Source organism: Blautia sp. MSK17_66, assembly GCF_020538025.1.
Lineage (GTDB): Bacteria > Bacillota > Clostridia > Lachnospirales > Lachnospiraceae > Blautia_A.
This window is the reverse complement of the sequence record NZ_JAJBNQ010000037.1, coordinates 13,020-30,457: the sequence shown is the minus strand read 5'-3', so window position 1 is coordinate 30,457 and position 17,438 is coordinate 13,020. Positions and strand designations below refer to the sequence as shown.

14 protein-coding genes are annotated in these 17,438 nt (G+C 43.6%); 8 read left to right on the top strand and 6 right to left on the bottom strand.

Annotated elements, in window-relative coordinates:
- The first annotated feature begins 362 nt into the window (after nucleotides 1-362).
- From LIR34_RS16360 to LIR34_RS16345, 4 genes are all read left to right on the top strand, one after another.
- Nucleotides 363-863, top strand: a complete 501-nt coding sequence (locus tag LIR34_RS16360) for a GreA/GreB family elongation factor (RefSeq protein ID WP_161286237.1) — start codon at nucleotides 363-365, stop codon at nucleotides 861-863.
- Between the two features lie 324 nt (nucleotides 864-1,187).
- Nucleotides 1,188-2,954, top strand: coding sequence for a Na/Pi cotransporter family protein (locus LIR34_RS16355; protein WP_173903289.1), 1,767 nt, complete (start codon nucleotides 1,188-1,190; stop codon nucleotides 2,952-2,954).
- 92 nt (nucleotides 2,955-3,046) lie between these two features.
- Nucleotides 3,047-3,715, top strand: a complete 669-nt coding sequence (locus LIR34_RS16350; protein ID WP_173903288.1) for a winged helix-turn-helix domain-containing protein — start codon at nucleotides 3,047-3,049, stop codon at nucleotides 3,713-3,715.
- A gap of 1 nt (nucleotide 3,716) precedes the next feature.
- Nucleotides 3,717-5,048, top strand: a complete 1,332-nt coding sequence (locus LIR34_RS16345) for a sensor histidine kinase (RefSeq protein WP_173903287.1) — start codon at nucleotides 3,717-3,719, stop codon at nucleotides 5,046-5,048.
- A gap of 35 nt (nucleotides 5,049-5,083) precedes the next feature.
- On the opposite strand, the gene nagB is transcribed toward LIR34_RS16345, so the two are convergent.
- Together nagB and LIR34_RS16335 are read right to left on the bottom strand one after the other, a co-directional pair.
- Nucleotides 5,084-5,815: a glucosamine-6-phosphate deaminase gene (gene nagB / locus LIR34_RS16340; RefSeq protein WP_173903286.1), complete on the bottom strand. Its 732-nt coding sequence runs from the start codon at nucleotides 5,813-5,815 to the stop codon at nucleotides 5,084-5,086.
- A gap of 76 nt (nucleotides 5,816-5,891) precedes the next feature.
- On the bottom strand, nucleotides 5,892-6,797 hold the full coding sequence (locus LIR34_RS16335; protein WP_161286232.1) for a helix-turn-helix domain-containing protein: 906 nt from the start codon (nucleotides 6,795-6,797) through the stop codon (nucleotides 5,892-5,894).
- A gap of 264 nt (nucleotides 6,798-7,061) precedes the next feature.
- Between LIR34_RS16335 and LIR34_RS16330 the strand changes: the two genes are divergently transcribed.
- Nucleotides 7,062-7,991, top strand: a complete 930-nt coding sequence (locus LIR34_RS16330) for a sugar phosphate nucleotidyltransferase (protein ID WP_161286238.1) — start codon at nucleotides 7,062-7,064, stop codon at nucleotides 7,989-7,991.
- Nucleotide 7,992: 1 nt separating this feature from the next.
- Nucleotides 7,993-9,096, top strand: a complete 1,104-nt coding sequence (locus LIR34_RS16325; RefSeq protein WP_161286231.1) for a phosphotransferase enzyme family protein — start codon at nucleotides 7,993-7,995, stop codon at nucleotides 9,094-9,096.
- Between the two features lie 72 nt (nucleotides 9,097-9,168).
- Here the strand turns inward: LIR34_RS16325 and LIR34_RS16320 are convergent, their stop codons facing one another.
- The 3 genes from LIR34_RS16320 to LIR34_RS16310 form a co-directional block, all read right to left on the bottom strand.
- Entirely contained in the window at nucleotides 9,169-10,017 is an 849-nt protein-coding gene (locus LIR34_RS16320; RefSeq protein ID WP_161286230.1) for a carbohydrate ABC transporter permease, read from the bottom strand.
- Nucleotides 10,017-10,904 carry a carbohydrate ABC transporter permease gene (locus LIR34_RS16315; RefSeq protein WP_161286229.1) on the bottom strand — a complete coding sequence of 296 codons (888 nt, stop codon included), beginning with the start codon at nucleotides 10,902-10,904 and terminating at the stop codon, nucleotides 10,017-10,019. Before LIR34_RS16315 ends, LIR34_RS16320 begins: the two co-directional genes overlap by 1 nt.
- Nucleotides 10,905-10,992: 88 nt before the next feature.
- Nucleotides 10,993-12,231, bottom strand: coding sequence for an extracellular solute-binding protein (locus LIR34_RS16310; protein ID WP_161286228.1), 1,239 nt, complete (start codon nucleotides 12,229-12,231; stop codon nucleotides 10,993-10,995).
- 411 nt (nucleotides 12,232-12,642) lie between these two features.
- Here LIR34_RS16310 and galE point away from each other — a divergent pair, with 411 nt between their 5' ends.
- Nucleotides 12,643-13,659, top strand: a complete 1,017-nt coding sequence (gene galE / locus LIR34_RS16305) for a UDP-glucose 4-epimerase GalE (protein ID WP_173903285.1) — start codon at nucleotides 12,643-12,645, stop codon at nucleotides 13,657-13,659.
- A gap of 79 nt (nucleotides 13,660-13,738) precedes the next feature.
- On the opposite strand, the gene LIR34_RS16300 is transcribed toward galE, so the two are convergent.
- On the bottom strand, nucleotides 13,739-15,217 hold the full coding sequence (locus LIR34_RS16300) for a DUF1846 domain-containing protein (protein WP_173903284.1): 1,479 nt from the start codon (nucleotides 15,215-15,217) through the stop codon (nucleotides 13,739-13,741).
- 153 nt (nucleotides 15,218-15,370) lie between these two features.
- Between LIR34_RS16300 and ftsH the strand changes: the two genes are divergently transcribed.
- The gene (gene ftsH, locus LIR34_RS16295; RefSeq protein WP_173903283.1) at nucleotides 15,371-17,431 is read left to right on the top strand and encodes an ATP-dependent zinc metalloprotease FtsH; all 2,061 of its coding nucleotides are present in this window, start codon (nucleotides 15,371-15,373) and stop codon (nucleotides 17,429-17,431) included.
- Nucleotides 17,432-17,438 lie beyond the last annotated feature (7 nt).

Below are 17,438 nucleotides of genomic sequence, written 5' to 3'. Positions count from 1 at the left end.
TGTAGATACTTGGCTCAATAGAGCCATTGAGCAAGAAGCCCCCACTTCAAAATCTGGGATTTAAGTGGTGGGAGCATATCACTTGGTGAAAAACATCTAAAAATGATATGATAATACAAAGAAAATATGCTGCGAACAAAAAAATTCAGCATTAAAGGGAGGTACTTTTAAGCAGATGAGGAATAAACCGTATAGAAGAGTTGCTGAAGTTTGAGGGAGCCTTTTAGGCTCCCTTTGTTACTGTGAACAGTTACCTGCTTTTACTAATTTGTGGTCTGAGATTGTATGAAAGAAGAAATTCGTGTATACTGGAATTCACAGACAGACTGCCAAAAGGCAGCGCAAAATCAGGAGTGAATAAAATGAGAGAAAAACTGACAAAAAGAGACGTAGAAAAAATAGAAGAAGAGATAGAGCATCGTAAGCTGGTCATCCGAAAAGAAGCGATCGAGGCGGTCAAGGAAGCCCGTGCACAGGGTGATTTAAGTGAAAATTTTGAGTACTACGCTGCGAAGAAACACAAAAATCAGAACGAGAGCAGAATCCGTTATCTGGAGAGAATGCTCAAGACCGCAGAACTTGTGGAGGATACCTCCGGATCAGATGAAGTGGGAATGGACGATATTGTTGAAGTGGAATTTGAGGAGGATGGCGAGGTGGAAAAATACAAACTGGTCACTTCCATCCGCGGAAATTCCATGGAAAACCGTGTCAGCATTGAATCACCGATTGGAAAAGCACTGAAAGGACATCGTGTCGGAGACAGAGTCAGAGTTCAGGTAAATGAAAATGTAAGTTATTATCTGCGCATTCGCTCTATTGATAAAACGGGCGATGAGGGAGAGGATATACGAAGCTTCTGAGCATGAGACTCGTGAATAAGGGACATTTTTCGTAACTGTTTACAAGTAATATCCCGCGAGGTGTTTTGCCATAAATATGGCAAAATCCCGAGACATACCGGGCAAAATGCCATCACCGAAGGTGATTTGGAATGCATTTTGACCAAGTTACTGCGAACGGAGTGAACAGTAACCATTTTTCTGCAAAATCCGATTTTACAAAGATTTAACACAATGCTGGTGAGAACTTTACACTCTGCCAATATGATGAATCCATATTAAAATTTAAAAGCAGCCGGTTAATATAGCATTAACACCTGACAGCTGCAGAAGAAGGAGAAGATTATGGATTTTTTCAGCATATTGACACTGCTGGGCGGACTTGCCCTGTTTTTGTATGGAATGCAGGTCATGGGCGATGGCCTGGCAAAGGTATCAGGAGGAAAACTGGAACAGATTCTTGAAAACCTGACTTCCAGTAAATGGAAGGCAGTGCTTCTTGGATTGTGTGTAACTGCAGTGATCCAGTCCTCATCAGCAACGACGGTTATGGTCGTTGGTTTTGTAAACTCAGGTATTATGAAGCTGACGCAGGCAGTCGGCATCATTATGGGTGCAAATATCGGAACTACGGTTACTTCCTGGCTTTTGAGCCTGACGGGAATTGAGAGCAGCAACTTTTTTATCAGTCTTTTGAAGCCGAGTTCCTTTTCACCGGTGCTGGCAATGGTCGGAATTATCCTTCTGACCTTTACCAAAAGTTCACGCAAAAAGGATATTGGTACGATTCTTCTTGGATTTGCGGTATTAATGTTTGGTATGGAATCCATGAGTGGTGCTGTAAAGCCGCTGGCAGATGTCCCGGAATTTACAGGACTTCTTCTTAAATTTTCCAATCCGGTAGCAGGAATTCTTGCAGGTGCGATCCTGACTGCGATCATTCAGTCGTCTTCCGCCTCTGTCGGTATTCTTCAGGCACTTTGTATGACAGGTGCAGTTCCGTTCAGTGCTGCGTTTCCGATCATTATGGGACAGAACATCGGTACCTGCGTGACAGCACTTCTGTCTGCCATCGGTGCAAATAAAAATGCCAAAAGAGCAGCTATGATCCATCTGTATTTTAACCTTATCGGAACGGTTATATTTATGGCACTGTTTTATCTGATCAATACAGCAGTACATTTTTCTTTTATGACACAGATGGCGACACCGGCTACGATCGCGATCACACACAGTATCTTTAATATCACAGCAACCGTAGTATGGCTTCCGTTCTCAGGACTTCTTGTAAAACTTGCCTGTCTTACGATCCGCGATGATGAGCACGATGTAGTCAGCAGAGAAGATCAGGAATTTATGATCCTGGAATCAAGATTTCTGGAAAAACCGGCATTTGCAGTAGAGCAGGGAAGAAATGCGGCCAGACATATGGAGAACGAGTCAAGAAAGGTTCTGGATATTGCGCTTGGACTAATTCAGAAATATGATGAAGAACAGGCGGGGAGAGTTGAGAATATTGAAGCAAAGGTGGACCGTTATGAAGATGAACTGGGAACTTATCTGGTGAAGCTGAATAACAAGGATCTTTCAGAGAAAGACAGCCACAGCGTTTCCATCATGCTTCACTGTATTGGAGATTTTGAACGTATTTCTGATCATGCAGTCAACATCATGGAGTCAGCAAGAGAACTTTATGAAAAAAATCTCAGCTTTTCTGTGCAGGCAAAAACAGAACTGCAGGTTCTGATCGCCACGGTGGGGAGAATCGTAGATACGGCATATGAGGTATTTGACAAGCAGGATATGAATCTTACCCGCGATGTGGAGCCGCTGGAAGAGATTGTGGATGAACTGAGCAAAGAACTGAAGCGGCGTCATGTCAATCGTCTGCGTTCAGGGGAATGCACGATCGAGATGGGATTTATCCTCACAGACCTCCTTACCAGTCTGGAACGCATCGCAGACCATTGTTCCAACATCAGTGTCTGTGTAACGCAGGTAAGAGAGAACCTTTATGACACACACAGTCATCTGGAAAGCCTCAAAAACGAACCGGATGATTCGTATTTTAATCGTCTGGAAGAACTGCAGAAAGAGTATGTGCTTCCGTAACTATGAGGGCACGGAACAGTTATGTACTTCCATAAGGGGACATAGACAGTCAGCAGATTCCGGGCAGAAAGGGAAGTAACAAGAATAAAAGAATGATCTATTGTGTAGAAGATGAATTAAATATCAGAGAACTTTTAATCTATACTCTGGAAACAACCGGATTTTCGGCAAGAGGCTTCTCAAGCGGAAAAGAACTCCGTGCTGCCCTGAGGGAAGAACTTCCGGACCTTATTCTTCTGGACATCATGCTTCCGGGGGAAGATGGATACAGTATTCTGGAAAGACTCAAAGCTTCTCAGGAGACGAAGAATATTCCGGTGATCATGGTCACAGCAAAAGAAGCCGAATTTGATAAGGTGCGAGGTCTGGAATCAGGTGCGGATGACTATATTACGAAACCTTTTGGAATGATGGAATTTGTTGCAAGAGTAAAAGCGGTTCTGCGCCGTTGTTCCAGGCAGGAAGAGGATAAGGAACTGAGATGCGGTGAACTTATATTGTCTGTCGGAAAGCATCAGGTCTGCTGGAAAGGGCAGAAGATCGATCTGACACGAAAAGAGTTTGAACTTCTTCAGTATCTGATGGAAAATAAGGGACTGGTCATGACACGAAATCAGATCCTCTGTCATGTGTGGGGATATGATTTTGATGGCGAAACAAGAACAGTTGATGTACATGTCCGTACTCTCAGACAGAAGCTTGGGGATGCCGGAAATCAGATTGAAACTGTCCGTGGCGTAGGATACCGGATCGGAGCATAAAATGAGGAAAAAAATTTTAAACCATACCTGTCTGCTAGTGGTTGTGTCCATGTTCCTGACTTTTTTTGCGGCAAGTCTGGTCATGTACAGTAAATACAATGAGGATCTGAAACAGAGTGTCCGCGACAGTATCAGATATATTCAGAATGGCGTGGAGAAGATGGGAGATTCTTATCTGGATAAAAAGCTGGATGAGGCCTCTGCTGCCCGCATTACACTTCTTGACGGGGAAGGAAATGTGCTGTTTGACTCTCTTGAGAATCCGGCGATGCTTGAAAATCACAGTAACCGGCCAGAGTTCATCGAGGCAGAAAAGAACGGATATGCGGAGACTATGCGTTATTCAGAGACACTTTCCAAGCAGAACTTCTACTGTGCGGTGAAGCTTTCAGATGGAAATATTCTCCGTGTGGGAAGTACAACGGACAGTGTGTTTTCAACAATGTTATCGAGTTTTTCCATTCTTGGAGTGCTTTTGATCCTGATTCTGCTGTTGTCTTTTTTTCTGGTGAGAAAGCAGACAAAGGATCTGATCGAACCGATCAATACCCTGGATCTGGAACACCCGCTCAAAGAAGTACAGTACGAGGAAATGCGTCCTCTTCTGGAGCGTGTAGATGAGCAGAATCATCAGATTGCAAAACAGATGGAGGAACTCAAGGCGGCAGAGGCTGTTCGAAGAGAGTTTTCTGCGAACGTTTCTCATGAGCTTAAGACGCCGTTGATGTCGATTTCGGGATATGCGGAGCTGATGATGAACGGAATGGTTCCGGAGAATAAGATACAGGAATTTTCGGGAAGAATTTATCATGAGGCAAGCAGGCTGAGTACACTGGTAACGGACATTATCCAGCTTTCAAGACTGGATGAGAAAGACAGTGATATGCCGTTTGAATCAGTGGATCTGTATGAATTGGCAGAGGATATCATTCTTCATCTCAACAGCGTAGCTTCAAAAAAAAATATTCAGCTGCAGCTTGATGGACATTCTGTTTCCGTAGAAGGCGTGCGACAGGTTCTTTATGAGATGCTATACAATATTGCGGACAATGCGGTACGATATACAGAGAAGAACGGAACCGTCAAAATTTATGCAGGGCAGAGAGGAAACCATCCGTATTATCGTGTGGAGGATAACGGAATTGGTATTCCAAAAGAAGAGCAGAAAAGAATTTTTGAGCGTTTTTACCGAGTAGACAAGAGTCATTCCCGTGAAACCGGTGGTACTGGACTGGGGCTTTCTATTGTAAAACACGGTGCGCTTATGCATAATGCGGAAATAATACTGGACAGTGCACCAGGGCAGGGCACAAAAATGGAGCTGGTCTTTTGACCGGCTCCGTTTTTGTGTGAAAGATACTCCTGGAATTAAAACTCCATTTCAGAGAGTGCGTCTTCATCGGCAATGATGATACAGTCCGGATGGAACTGAAGGATGGATCCTGGAACTTCTGGTGTGACTGGTCCCTGAATCACCTGTTTCAAAATAGAAGCTTTGTCCTTGCCGCTGACAACAACAATAAGCTTTTTGCAGCGCATGATCGTTCCGATTCCCATGGTATAGGCCTGACGTGGAACATCGTCCTCACTGGCGAAGAAACGTTTATTTGCCTGGATTGTGGTTTCGGTAAGGTCAACGCAATGTGTTTCATCCTCAAAGTGATCGGAAGGTTCATTGAAACCAATATGTCCGTCATGACCAAGACCTAGAATCTGAAGATCCGCAGGCCCTACCTGGTGAAGCAGTTCGTTATAAGCCTGGCAGGCTTTGTGACTGTCTGTTTCTGTGCCGTCCGGAACATAAGTATGATCATAGGAAATGTTGATTCTGTGGAACAGATGTGTGTTCATGAAGTAGCGGTAGCTCTGTTCATGAGAGCCTGAAAGTCCCTTATATTCATCAAGGTTTACAGTGGTGATTTCGGAAAAATCCAGGTCGCCGTCCTGGTACATTTCCACCAGTCTGTCGTAAGTGCCGACAGGAGATGAGCCGGTCGCCAGACCGAGAACACTGTCTGGTTTCAGGATGATCTGAGCTGCAATGAGATTGGCAGCTTTGCGGCTGAGTTCCTGATAGTTTTTTACTTTACAGATTTGCATGTGATTTCCTCCCTGTCCATTTATGGATTATTTGTATTTTTAATTCGTAACTGTGATGGAATTTTATGGATGATACTCAGTTCCTGTTCTGGGGACGCTCGGATATTGCCTTTATGGAAGTGGCATATTCTGTAGGCGTCATTCCGGACAGTTTCTTGAACTGCCGGGAAAAATAGTGGATAGAAGAATAGCCAAGAAAATCTGAAATCTGAGTAAAGTTCATATCGTTTTCCCGGATAAGCTGTTTGGCAAAATCTATTTTCATACGGGTGAAAAATTCAATCACACCGCACTGGTATTCCTCTCGAAAAATCTTCTGCAGCTGAGAATGGCCGATCATATTGTTTCTGGAAATTTCCTGGATAGTCAGAGATTCCCGGATGTGCTGTTCCAGATAATGTATGATTTCCCGGCAGACATCAGAAGTCGTCTGACATGGATCGTAAATTCCGGCAGACGCAGAATAGTGTGAATTTGTACAGCGGCGTATCATATGGATCAGAAGTTCTTCCAGATACAGGATCAGAAGCTGCTGTGCTCCAAAGGGGATGTTTTCTTTCTTTTTCATTTGTTCCAGATAAGGATCATCCATGGGAGAAGAAAAGCAGTTCCGGGCTTCGGCAATGATACGGCCGAGAATGCTGCGTTCGGTATCAGAAAAATTAAGAACCTTGTTTTCAAAAAACTTCATACATGGAGAATCGCAGGCAAAAGAGATCACTACAACGCGTGGTGCAGTTCTTCCGGTAGCCTTTAATGTATGAAATTCATTGGGACGATGAAAGATAACCTGTCCACGGGACAGTGTATAACAGCCATTGTCAGTAACAACCTCGGCGGCTCCTGTATCAACACACTGAAATTCCCAGAAGTCATGACGTTCTCCGTCAAAATAAAAATCATTCTGATATTCGTAGTAATGAATGGTATAAATGCTTTTTATAAAAAGTTCCCGCTCCAGCGAAACACTCTGATAAGCCACGGAAATTCCTCCTCTGTAAGATAAGAGTTGTTGATTTATAATATTGTTACCTTTCTTTATAATAATAAATTTGTACGAAATAGTCAAATTATAAATAATATTGTACAAAAATATCGATTGATCGTGCAAATACTATTTTGAAAAAAGTGTACATATTATATAGAGGATAAGAATTATTTATTGTCTTATAGAAGTTTGTGGTGTACAGTTATTTTAACACTATCCAGGAGATAGTATTTCACTGAGAAACAGGAGGAAAAGATGATGAAGAAACCGGTTTTAGTAGTTATGGCAGCAGGAATGGGAAGTCGTTACGGTGGCCTGAAACAGATCGATCCTATTGATAAAGAAGGACATATCATTATGGATTTTTCTATTTATGATGCAGTGAGAGCAGGATTTGAAAAAGTTGTATTTATTATAAAGAAAGAAAATGAGGAGATGTTCCGTGAGGTGATCGGCAACCGGCTGAGCAGACAGATAGAGGTTGCCTATGTGTTCCAGGAATTAGCAAATCTTCCAGAGGGATATTCTGTTCCGGAGGGAAGAGTAAAACCGTGGGGAACAGGACATGCTGTGCTGAGCTGCATAGATGAGATTGACGGACCGTTTGCGGTTATTAATGCAGACGATTATTATGGAATGCATGCATTTAAGATGGCATATGATTTCCTGACTTCCAATCAGGAAGATGGAGACGTTTATCATTATATGATGGTCGGTTATCGCCTTGAAAATACCTTGACAGAGAATGGACATGTTGCAAGGGGGGTCTGTGTGACAGATGAGGAAGGTCATCTGATCAAGATCAACGAGCGTACACATATTGAGAAGCATGACGGTGGAACAGCGTACACAGAAGATGATGGTAAGACTTGGACAATGCTTCCGAAGGGCAGCATCGTTTCTATGAATATGTGGGGCTTTTCAGAAAGTATTTTGCAGGAACTGAAGGCCCGTTTTAAACCATTCCTCGATGAGGCACTTCAGAACAATCCTATGAAGGGGGAATATTTCCTTCCGTTTGTAGTGGATGAACTTCTTCAGGAAAAGAAAGCAACAGTCAGAGTCCTGAAGTCAGAGGACAAATGGTATGGAGTCACATACAAAGAAGATAAGCCGATGGTTATGAATGCGATCCAGAATCTGAAAGATCAGGGACTGTATCCGCAGAATTTATGGGAGGAAGCATAAGGTGGAAAACAGCAATAAAATATCCGAAGTGACAGAAGCTTTTAATTTGCCGGGTGAACTAAAAGAATGTATTCCGTATGGAAACGGACATATCAATGATACCTACAGGCTTACCTGTGAAACCCCGGAGGGGATCAGGCGTTATATTCTGCAGAGAATGAGCAGGCGTATCTTTAAGAATCCGCAGGAACTGATGGAAAATGTCAGCGGTGTTACTTCATGGCTCCGCAAAAAGATCATTGAAAATGGCGGCGATCCGGAGCGTGAAACTCTGACGCTGTTAAACAGCCGGGAAAATCTTCCATATTTTGTTGATTCAACGGGAGATTACTGGAGAATTTATCTGTTTATAGAGGGAGCAACCTGCTATGAACAGGTCAAGGATGATAATGATTTTTATCAGAGTGCAGTGGCGTTTGGACATTTTCAGAGACTTCTGGCAGATTATCCGGCAGAAACTCTTCATGAGACGATCAAAGATTTTCATAATACACCGGACCGTCTGAAGAAATTTAAAAAAGCAGTAGCTGAAGATGTATGTGGAAGAGCTGCAGCTGTTCAGGATGAAATCAACTTTATTCTGGAAAGAGAAGAACTGACACGGGCATTGTATGATATGCAGAAAGATGGAAGGCTTCCGCTTCGTGTAACTCATAACGATACCAAACTGAATAATATCATGATCGATGATAAAACCGGAAAGGCTGTCTGCGTGATCGATCTGGACACCGTGATGCCGGGGCTGGCAGCCAATGATTTCGGTGATTCTATCCGGTTTGGGGCAAGCACAGCACTAGAAGATGAAAGAGATCTCTCAAAGGTATCCTGTAATCTTCATCTGTTTGATGTTTATGCGAAGGGATTTATTGAAGGCTGCGGTGGTGCACTGACAGAACTTGAGATTGAAACCCTGCCGCTGGGTGCGATTCTTATGACTTTTGAGAACGGTATCCGTTTTCTTACAGATCATCTGGAAGGAGATCATTACTTTAAGATACACAGAGAAGGACATAATCTTGACAGATGCAGGACACAGCTTACTCTTGTTAAGGATATGCAGGAAAAGCTTCCGCAGATGAATGAGATCATTAAGAAATATAAGTAGATACAAATAAATATACAGAGCAGTATTCAAAAAAAGCTTCGGATCATTTAAGATCCGAAGCTTTTTGACTGTTTATCCTTTGACTCCACCGGAGGTAAGGCCGCCTACCAGATGCTTTTCGATAAGTACAAACAGAATGATAACAGGCACTGTAGCAAACAGAGAGGATGCAAACAGGTACTGCCATTCGATCATGTTGTAACCATTAAATATTGTGATACCAACAGTCAGAGGCTTGAACACGTCTGTTGAGATCAGGGTCAGGGCAACGGTATACTCGTTCCATGCATTGATGAAGATAAAAATCAGAGCAGTTACGATACCAGGTGCAGCAACCGGAAGCAGGATGCGGATCAGGGCAGAAACCTTGCCGCAGCCGTCTACAGTGGCAGCCTGTTCCATTTCCGGAGAAATAGAGATAAATGTACCGCGCAGGAGCCAGATCGCAAATGCCTGGTTGAAAGCGGCATTGATGAATACGAGGCCAATAAGGCTGTCTGTCATGCCAAAAACAGACATGATCTTATAGATACCAACCAGAAGGACTACAGGAGCAAACATCTGGGAGATGATAACGATTCCCAGGAAAACCTTTTTGCCTTTGAATTTCATTCGGGCAAGTGCATAGGCTGCCGGAATACCACATACGATCGCGATCAGAGTGGAGCCGCCTGCAACGATCAGGGAGTTCAGAAAATATCTGGAAAGAGGAGCCAGTGTCCAGATATCCTTAAAGTTCTGCCACAGCCACTGGATCGGGAGAAGTGTTCCCTCCGGAGAATAGATTTCTGCACGGCTCTTTGCTGCTGTCGTAAACATGACAAAGTAGGGATACAAGGTAACCAGTACGACCAGAATAACAAAAAGATAAAGAAGAACCCGAAGGAGTATGCTTTTGGAGTCACGTGAATGATTTTTCATTAGTCTTCCTCCTCCTTTCTGAGTGAAACTACCATATAAACAGAAGCGCATATACACAGGATCAGAAATCCGATCACGGATACAGCGGCTGCTTCGCCGGATTTACCTTTGTAGAAAGCAAGTTTATAAAGATAGGTAACAAGGGTATCTGTTCGGCTTGCAGGATCACCTTTGGTGATCGTCCAGATGATAGGGAAGGAGTTAAATACATAAATGATATTTAATACCGTACTTACCGTCAGTGAGGATTTTACCAGAGGAATAGTGATCTTGAACAGTTTCTGCCAGTAGTTTGCACCGTCAACAGTAGCCGCTTCATAATAGGAGTTATCGATACTCTGCAGACCGGAAAGAACACAGAAGGTAACGAATGGTACAGTTACAAAAATACCTACAAAGATTTCCCAGGCAAAATACGCGCCAGGGGTAGGGGTCCAGTTGACCGGGCTGGAGATCAGTCCGAGTTTCATTAAAAGAGTGTTCAGAGAACCATAGTCCTTGTCGATGATGAATTTCCATACACCTGCCTGAATGATCAGGGAAGTTGCCCATGGAAAAACAACGATCGCACGGACTGCTTTACGGAAACGGAAGGTATTGTTAAGGACCAGTGCGAGGATAAAACCAAACACTGTGGAGATCACAACAACGGCAACGGTCCATACAAGTGTATTTTTGAGAACCATCTTAAAAGTAGATCCCTTAAGGACTTTGGCGAAGTTGTCAAACCCACAGAAGCCTTTGATAAGTCCGGCTTTACTTACTTCACTTAAGGAAGTACGGAAAACTTCGAAAATCGGAAAGAGAATAAAGATTGTCATGATAAGGATGCTTGGAAGCAGCCAGAGATATGGCTCTATCGCAGCCAGCGTTTTCTTTTTTTTCATATTTCCACCACCAAATCGTTTGTCAAAAAGAAGCGGGAGCCGGTCACTAATGTCCGGCTCCCGGTTAAATCGTGCCTAAATCTGGAGATCAGCCTGCGATATCAGCCTGAAGGTCATCGAGAAGTGTCTGCACATCATCACCAAGAAGTGCGTTCTGTTCAACTTCGATAACACCCTGTTTTACATCTGCCCATTCAGTCTTGGTTGCCGGGTAGAAGTTGCAGCTCTGGAGAATATCAATCCAGGATGCGAAGGTTTCGTCATCTTTTGCAAGAAGGTCTGCTGCTGTCTGGGTTGTTGGCAGGAATCCTTCATATACCATGTAATCTGCGTAACGTGTATCATCGTAGAAGAAGTCGAAGAACTTGCTGATGGCAGCAGTACGAGCTTCCTGATCCTCTGCGGAGTCATCCTTGAATACTTCAAGACGGTCGCAAACACCCATAGCGATAGATTCGCAGCCTTCGTTTGCAGGGATGGTTGTTACATCGTAGTTGATATCATATCCACCATCGGAGAGATAGGTAGGAATGTTGTTCGGTCCGATCATCATGGCAACTTTGCCTGCACCAAACATATCCTGAAGATCATAACGTGTCTCATTTGCAGGATCGGAGTTGGTATATCCATCGTTTACAAGACCGACCGCAAAGTTCAGAGCTTCTACGTTTTTGTCACTGTTCAGAGCCCAGTCGCCGTTTTCATCAACAAATCCGCCGCCATTGTTCCATGTATAATAAGAGAATGCAGCCTGACCTTCGTCAGTTGTCATATCAATACCCCATGGATAAACGTCATCGCCGAATTTATCTTTGATCTTCTTTGCTGCATCCTGAAGTTCTGCCCATGTAGTAGGAACAGCTGCACCTGCTTCATCAAGGATATCTTTATTGTAGAAGAGTGCACGGCAGGAAGCAAGGATTGGTAATGCATATACTGTATCATCGATGTTGCTTGCATCCCAGAATGCCGGGAAGAATTTAGCCTGAAGTTCATCAGATGTATATTCTGTTGCAGGCATCAGCAGATCGTCAGCTACATAATCTGCAAGAACGTCGATATTCAGAATGTCAGGAGCACTGTTATTGGCAATCAGTGTATTAACCTTGGTAGCAAGGTCATTCCAGGAAATAACCTCCAGGTTCAGATCGATATCCGGATTTTCTGCTTCGAAATCTTTTTCGAACTGGGTCCACCAGGCCTGTGTCTGGGTACCATACTGGCTGATGATGACATCAAGAGTTGTCTTGTCATCTGCTGCAAGAACAGGCTGAGCCATTGTTGCTGTCATTGCCAGTACCATTGCTAAAGCGATTTTTCGTTTCATAAATAAATCCTCCCTTTTGATTGTGAAACTGACCAAAAAGTCAGCTTAAGCTCATGAGAAATCGTATATATTAGCTTGATTATATATTTTGAAAACAAGCGTGTCAATAAAAATGGCTAAAAATAACGAAAAAAACAAAAAAAATAATATATATTGCACAAAAAACACTATTGACATGGAAAAAGAGGGGATCAGAGAGCGATTAAAAACAGGAATATTCACCAGGAAGCAGTAAAATGAGCAGGTAATTTGAGAATGATCCAATGATTTTGGCAGAGAACAATTATAGTAAAATATGACGGAGTTTTAGTAAAATATGATGGAGGATTTAAGAAGATATTGTTAAAACAAAGGAATGGTGCTACAATGACATCGAAACAGAACCAGAACAAACGTCAGGAGGAGAAAACCATGGCAATTTTAGTAACAGGTGGAGCTGGTTTTATTGGAAGCCACACCGTAGTAGAACTTCAGAATGCAGGATATGATGTAGTAGTACTGGACAACCTGAGCAACTCTAGTGAGAAGAGTCTTGAACGTGTAGAAAAGATTACAGGTAAACCAGTTAAATTTTATAAAGTAGATATTCTCGACAGAGAGGGATTGAATGAAGTTTTCGAAAAAGAAGACATTGATTCCTGTATTCATTTTGCAGGACTTAAAGCAGTGGGTGAGTCTGTTGTAAAACCGTGGGAATATTATGAAAACAATATCGCAGGTACCCTTACACTGGTAGATGTAATGAGAAAGCATGGAGTCAAAAATATTATTTTCTCTTCCTCTGCAACTGTATATGGCGATCCGGCAATTATTCCGATCACAGAGGAATGCCCGAAAGGACAGTGCACCAATCCTTACGGATGGACAAAATCCATGCTGGAGCAGATTCTTACAGATATCCAGAAAGCAGATCCAGAGTGGAATGTAGTACTTCTTCGTTACTTTAATCCGATCGGTGCTCATAAGAGCGGTCTGATTGGTGAGAACCCAAATGGCATCCCGAACAATCTGATGCCTTATATCACACAGGTTGCTGTGGGCAAGCTCAAAGAACTGGGAGTATTTGGAAATGATTATGATACACCGGACGGAACTGGTGTCAGAGATTACATTCATGTAGTTGATCTTGCAAAGGGACATGTAAAGGCTGTTAAGAAGCTGGAGGACAATTCCGGACTCAGTATTTACAATCTTGGTACAGGAAAGGGCTACAGTGTTCTTGATATTGTTAAGAATTTTGAGGCCGCAACAGGTGTAAAGATTCCGTACTCTATTAAACCACGTCGTGCAGGAGATGTTGCAACCTGCTATTCTGATGCAACCAAAGCTAAGAAAGAACTTGGATGGGAAGCAGAGTACGATATCAAAGATATGTGTGCAGATTCCTGGAATTTCCAGCAGAAGAACCCGAATGGTTATGAGGACTGATTTTTAACGTAATTATGAAATACCCCGATGGATCGTTTGAATGATCCATCGGGGTATTTTTACGTCAGAAAACTGTGAGTCAGTGATATTTTTTTTCTTTTTCAAACTTTGGTTCGCAGGTCAGTTCGATACCGAGTTTGCGGAATTCCCAGATATCAACAGAAGACAACATGACAGAAGTATGGGCCTGACAGCCTTTGAGGGTGTGAAGCTGCTCCAGTGCCAGACGTGCCTCCGGATTGCTTGCCGCGCTGACAGAGAGTGCGATTAGAGTTTCGTCTGTATGAAGTCTTGGGTTTCTGCTTCCGAGATATTTGGTTTTGAGTTCCTGGATCGGATGGATTGCCTCCGGTGAGATTACATGATGTTTGTGGTCAATTCCGGCAAGTTCTTTCAGTGTATTCAGAATAAGTGCGGAAGAGGCTCCGAGAAGATCGGAGGTTTTACCATAAATAATACGTCCGTCAGGAAGCTCCAGAGCAGCAGCAGGTCCGCCTGTTTCCTGCTCTTTCTGAAGACTTGCAGAAACAACTTTGCGGTCTTCAAGAGAAGCATGCGCCTGTTTCAGAAGAAGCTCGATTTTGCGTACCTCTTCCTCTGTACCGGTGCCGGTAAGAAGGGCACCGCAGCTCTTATAGTAACGACGAATGATCTCCTGACGGGAAGCTTCGCAGCATACATCATCATCAACAATACAGTTTCCAGCCATGTTGACACCCATATCGGTAGGTGACTTATAAGGGCAGTCGCCCATGATCTTTTCGAACATAGCCTGAAGAACAGGGAAGATTTCTACATCACGGTTATAGTTGACAGTTGTTTCACCGTAGGCTTCCAGATGGAATGGGTCGATCATATTGACATCATTCAGGTCAGCAGTAGCAGCCTCATATGCAAGATTGACCGGATGCTTCAGAGGAATATTCCAGATTGGGAATGTCTCAAATTTGGCATAACCGGCAGCAACTCCACGCTTGTATTCATGGTATAACTGAGAGAGACAGGTTGCCATCTTTCCGCTTCCTGGTCCGGGTGCGGTAATGACCACAAGTGGTCTTGATGTTTCAATATATTCATTTCTTCCATAGCCTTCGTCACTTACGATCAGAGGGATATTGCTTGGATATCCTGGGATACTATAATGGAAGTAAACTTTAATTCCGAGCTTTGCAAGACGGTTTTTGAAAAGAATTGCACTTTCCTGACCGGCATAGCGTGTAATGCATACGCTTCCTACATAGAGACCACGCTCTGTAAAAGCATCGATCAGGCGAAGCACATCCTCGTCATAGGTGATTCCAAGGTCACCACGCATTTTATTTTTGTCAATATCGGCAGCACTGATGACGATGACGATTTCAGCCTGGTCACTGAGCTGCATGAGCATACGGAGCTTGCTGTCTGGTTCGAATCCTGGAAGAACACGGGAAGCGTGGTAATCATCAAAGAGTTTTCCGCCGAATTCAAGGTAAAGCTTGTTGTCAAATTTGCTGATACGGTCACGGATATGTTCGGACTGCATTGTCAGATACTTTTCATTATCAAATCCAATTTTCATTTGTCGATTTCCTTTCCATCACACTTAGCTGCAGTTTGCAGTAACTTAGTCAAATGCATTCGCGTTTAGTATACTACAAACATTCACAGTTTTCCAGTTGATTTATAACGAAAATCTCTTTATAATATAGAAGATAATAAGAGGAGGAAAAGAATGAACGATCATATGGATAAGCGTCCGAACCGAAATAACCCAAAGAATCAGGGACCGAACAAGAATCGTCAGACTATTCTGGGATTTTTGATCTGCCTTCTGATCAGTTTAGTGTGTCTGAGTTTTGTGACAGATATGATGAGCGATAAATCCAGTGAGATCACATACGATAAATTTATCGAGATGGTAGATAAAGATCAGATCAGAGAAGTGACACTCCAGTCGGGAGTGCTGACTGTCGTTCCAAAACTTCAGAAATCTTATCAGAAAGAAAGCTACAAGGTCAATCAGATGGAGGATACCAGTGCATTGACTGAGAGACTGGAAGGTAAGGGAATTATTTTTAAATATGAACCGCCTGATGTGATGGGCGAGTTTGTTTCTACCATGATAAGCGTCCTACTTCCAACAGTAGTACTGTTCTTTATGCTTCTGTATTTTATGCGTCGCATGAACAAAGGAAGCGGCGGAGGAATCATGGGTGTCGGCAAGAGCCGTGCGAAGGCTTATATCCAGAAGGAGACAGGAGTCCTTTTTAAAGATGTTGCAGGACAGGAAGAAGCGAAGGAATCTCTGCAGGAGGTCGTAGATTTTCTGCACAATCCGGGCAAATATACGCAGATTGGTGCGAAGCTTCCGAAGGGCGCACTGCTTGTGGGACCTCCGGGAACAGGTAAGACTCTTCTTGCCAAGGCCGTTGCAGGAGAAGCAAATGTGCCATTCTTCTCTCTGTCCGGTTCTGAGTTTGTAGAGATGTTTGTTGGTGTCGGAGCTTCCAGAGTTCGAGATCTGTTTGAGGAAGCCAAGAAAAACGCACCATGTATCGTATTTATTGATGAGATTGACGCCATAGGTAAGAGTCGTGATTCCAGATATGGCGGTGGAAATGATGAACGTGAACAGACACTGAACCAGCTTCTTGCAGAGATGGACGGATTTGATACTTCCAAGGGACTTCTGATCCTGGCGGCAACGAACCGTCCGGAGGTACTGGACCCGGCACTCTTGCGTCCGGGACGTTTTGACCGCCGTATCATTGTGGATCGTCCGGATCTGAAGGGTCGTGTGGAAATCCTCAAAGTCCATGCCAAGAACGTCATGCTGGATGAAACCGTGGATCTGGATGCCATTGCACTGGCAACATCAGGTGCAGTCGGATCCGATCTTGCAAATATGATCAATGAGGCGGCAATCCTTGCAGTCAAGAACGGACGCAGGGCTGTTTCGCAGAAGGATCTTCAGGAATCTGTGGAGGTTGTTCTGGTCGGTAAGGAAAAGAAGGACCGTATCTTAAGTGCACAGGAGAGAAGGATTGTTTCTTATCACGAAGTAGGTCATGCACTTGTGAATGCACTTCAGAAGGATGCGGAGCCGGTTCAGAAGATTACCATTGTTCCGCGTACCATGGGAGCACTCGGATATGTCATGCAGGTTCCGGAAGAGGAGAAATATCTTAATACGCAGAAGGAACTGGAGGCAATGCTGGTAGGTTATCTTGGAGGACGTGCGGCAGAGGAACTTGTTTTTGACACCGTAACGACAGGAGCGGCCAACGATATTGAGCAGGCCACGAAGGTTGCGCGTGCGATGATCACTCAGTATGGTATGTCGCAGAAATTTGGCCTGATGGGACTTGCAACACAGGAAAATCAGTATCTTTCAGGAAGAGCGGTGCTTAACTGTGGAGATGATACAGCAACCGAGATCGATCATGAAGTGATGCAGCTCCTTCATTATTCCTATGAAGAAGCTAAGAGACTTCTGAGTGAACACAGAGAAGCACTGGACAAGATCGCCGCTTACCTGATTCGCAGAGAGACGATCACAGGCAAAGAATTTATGAAGATCTTTCGTGCTGTTGAGAGAGGAATTGAGATTCCGGACAATCTGGAGGAACTTCCGGATTTTGACAGGAAAGAGGAAACACAGACAGAAACCAGCAGTTCTGCCGGAGTAAGCCTTTCAAAGAAGCCTTTAGAGAAAGCAGAAGCAGCTTTTGAAGAACAGAAGATATCTGAGGAGTGTTCAGAAGCAGCAGAGGAAAACAACACAGAGGCCTGAGGAAACT

Coding starts and splice junctions, on each gene's coding strand:
- LIR34_RS16360 (WP_161286237.1), top strand. CDS start 363: ATGAGAGAAAAACTGACAAAAAGAGACGTAGAAAAAATAGAAGAAGAG.
- galE (WP_173903285.1), top strand. CDS start 12,643: ATGGCAATTTTAGTAACAGGTGGAGCTGGTTTTATTGGAAGCCACACC.
- LIR34_RS16330 (WP_161286238.1), top strand. CDS start 7,062: ATGAAGAAACCGGTTTTAGTAGTTATGGCAGCAGGAATGGGAAGTCGT.
- nagB (WP_173903286.1), bottom strand. CDS start 5,815: ATGCAAATCTGTAAAGTAAAAAACTATCAGGAACTCAGCCGCAAAGCT.
- ftsH (WP_173903283.1), top strand. CDS start 15,371: ATGAACGATCATATGGATAAGCGTCCGAACCGAAATAACCCAAAGAAT.
- LIR34_RS16300 (WP_173903284.1), bottom strand. CDS start 15,217: ATGAAAATTGGATTTGATAATGAAAAGTATCTGACAATGCAGTCCGAA.
- LIR34_RS16315 (WP_161286229.1), bottom strand. CDS start 10,904: ATGAAAAAAAAGAAAACGCTGGCTGCGATAGAGCCATATCTCTGGCTG.
- LIR34_RS16350 (WP_173903288.1), top strand. CDS start 3,047: ATGATCTATTGTGTAGAAGATGAATTAAATATCAGAGAACTTTTAATC.
- LIR34_RS16310 (WP_161286228.1), bottom strand. CDS start 12,231: ATGAAACGAAAAATCGCTTTAGCAATGGTACTGGCAATGACAGCAACA.
- LIR34_RS16355 (WP_173903289.1), top strand. CDS start 1,188: ATGGATTTTTTCAGCATATTGACACTGCTGGGCGGACTTGCCCTGTTT.
- LIR34_RS16320 (WP_161286230.1), bottom strand. CDS start 10,017: ATGAAAAATCATTCACGTGACTCCAAAAGCATACTCCTTCGGGTTCTT.
- LIR34_RS16345 (WP_173903287.1), top strand. CDS start 3,717: ATGAGGAAAAAAATTTTAAACCATACCTGTCTGCTAGTGGTTGTGTCC.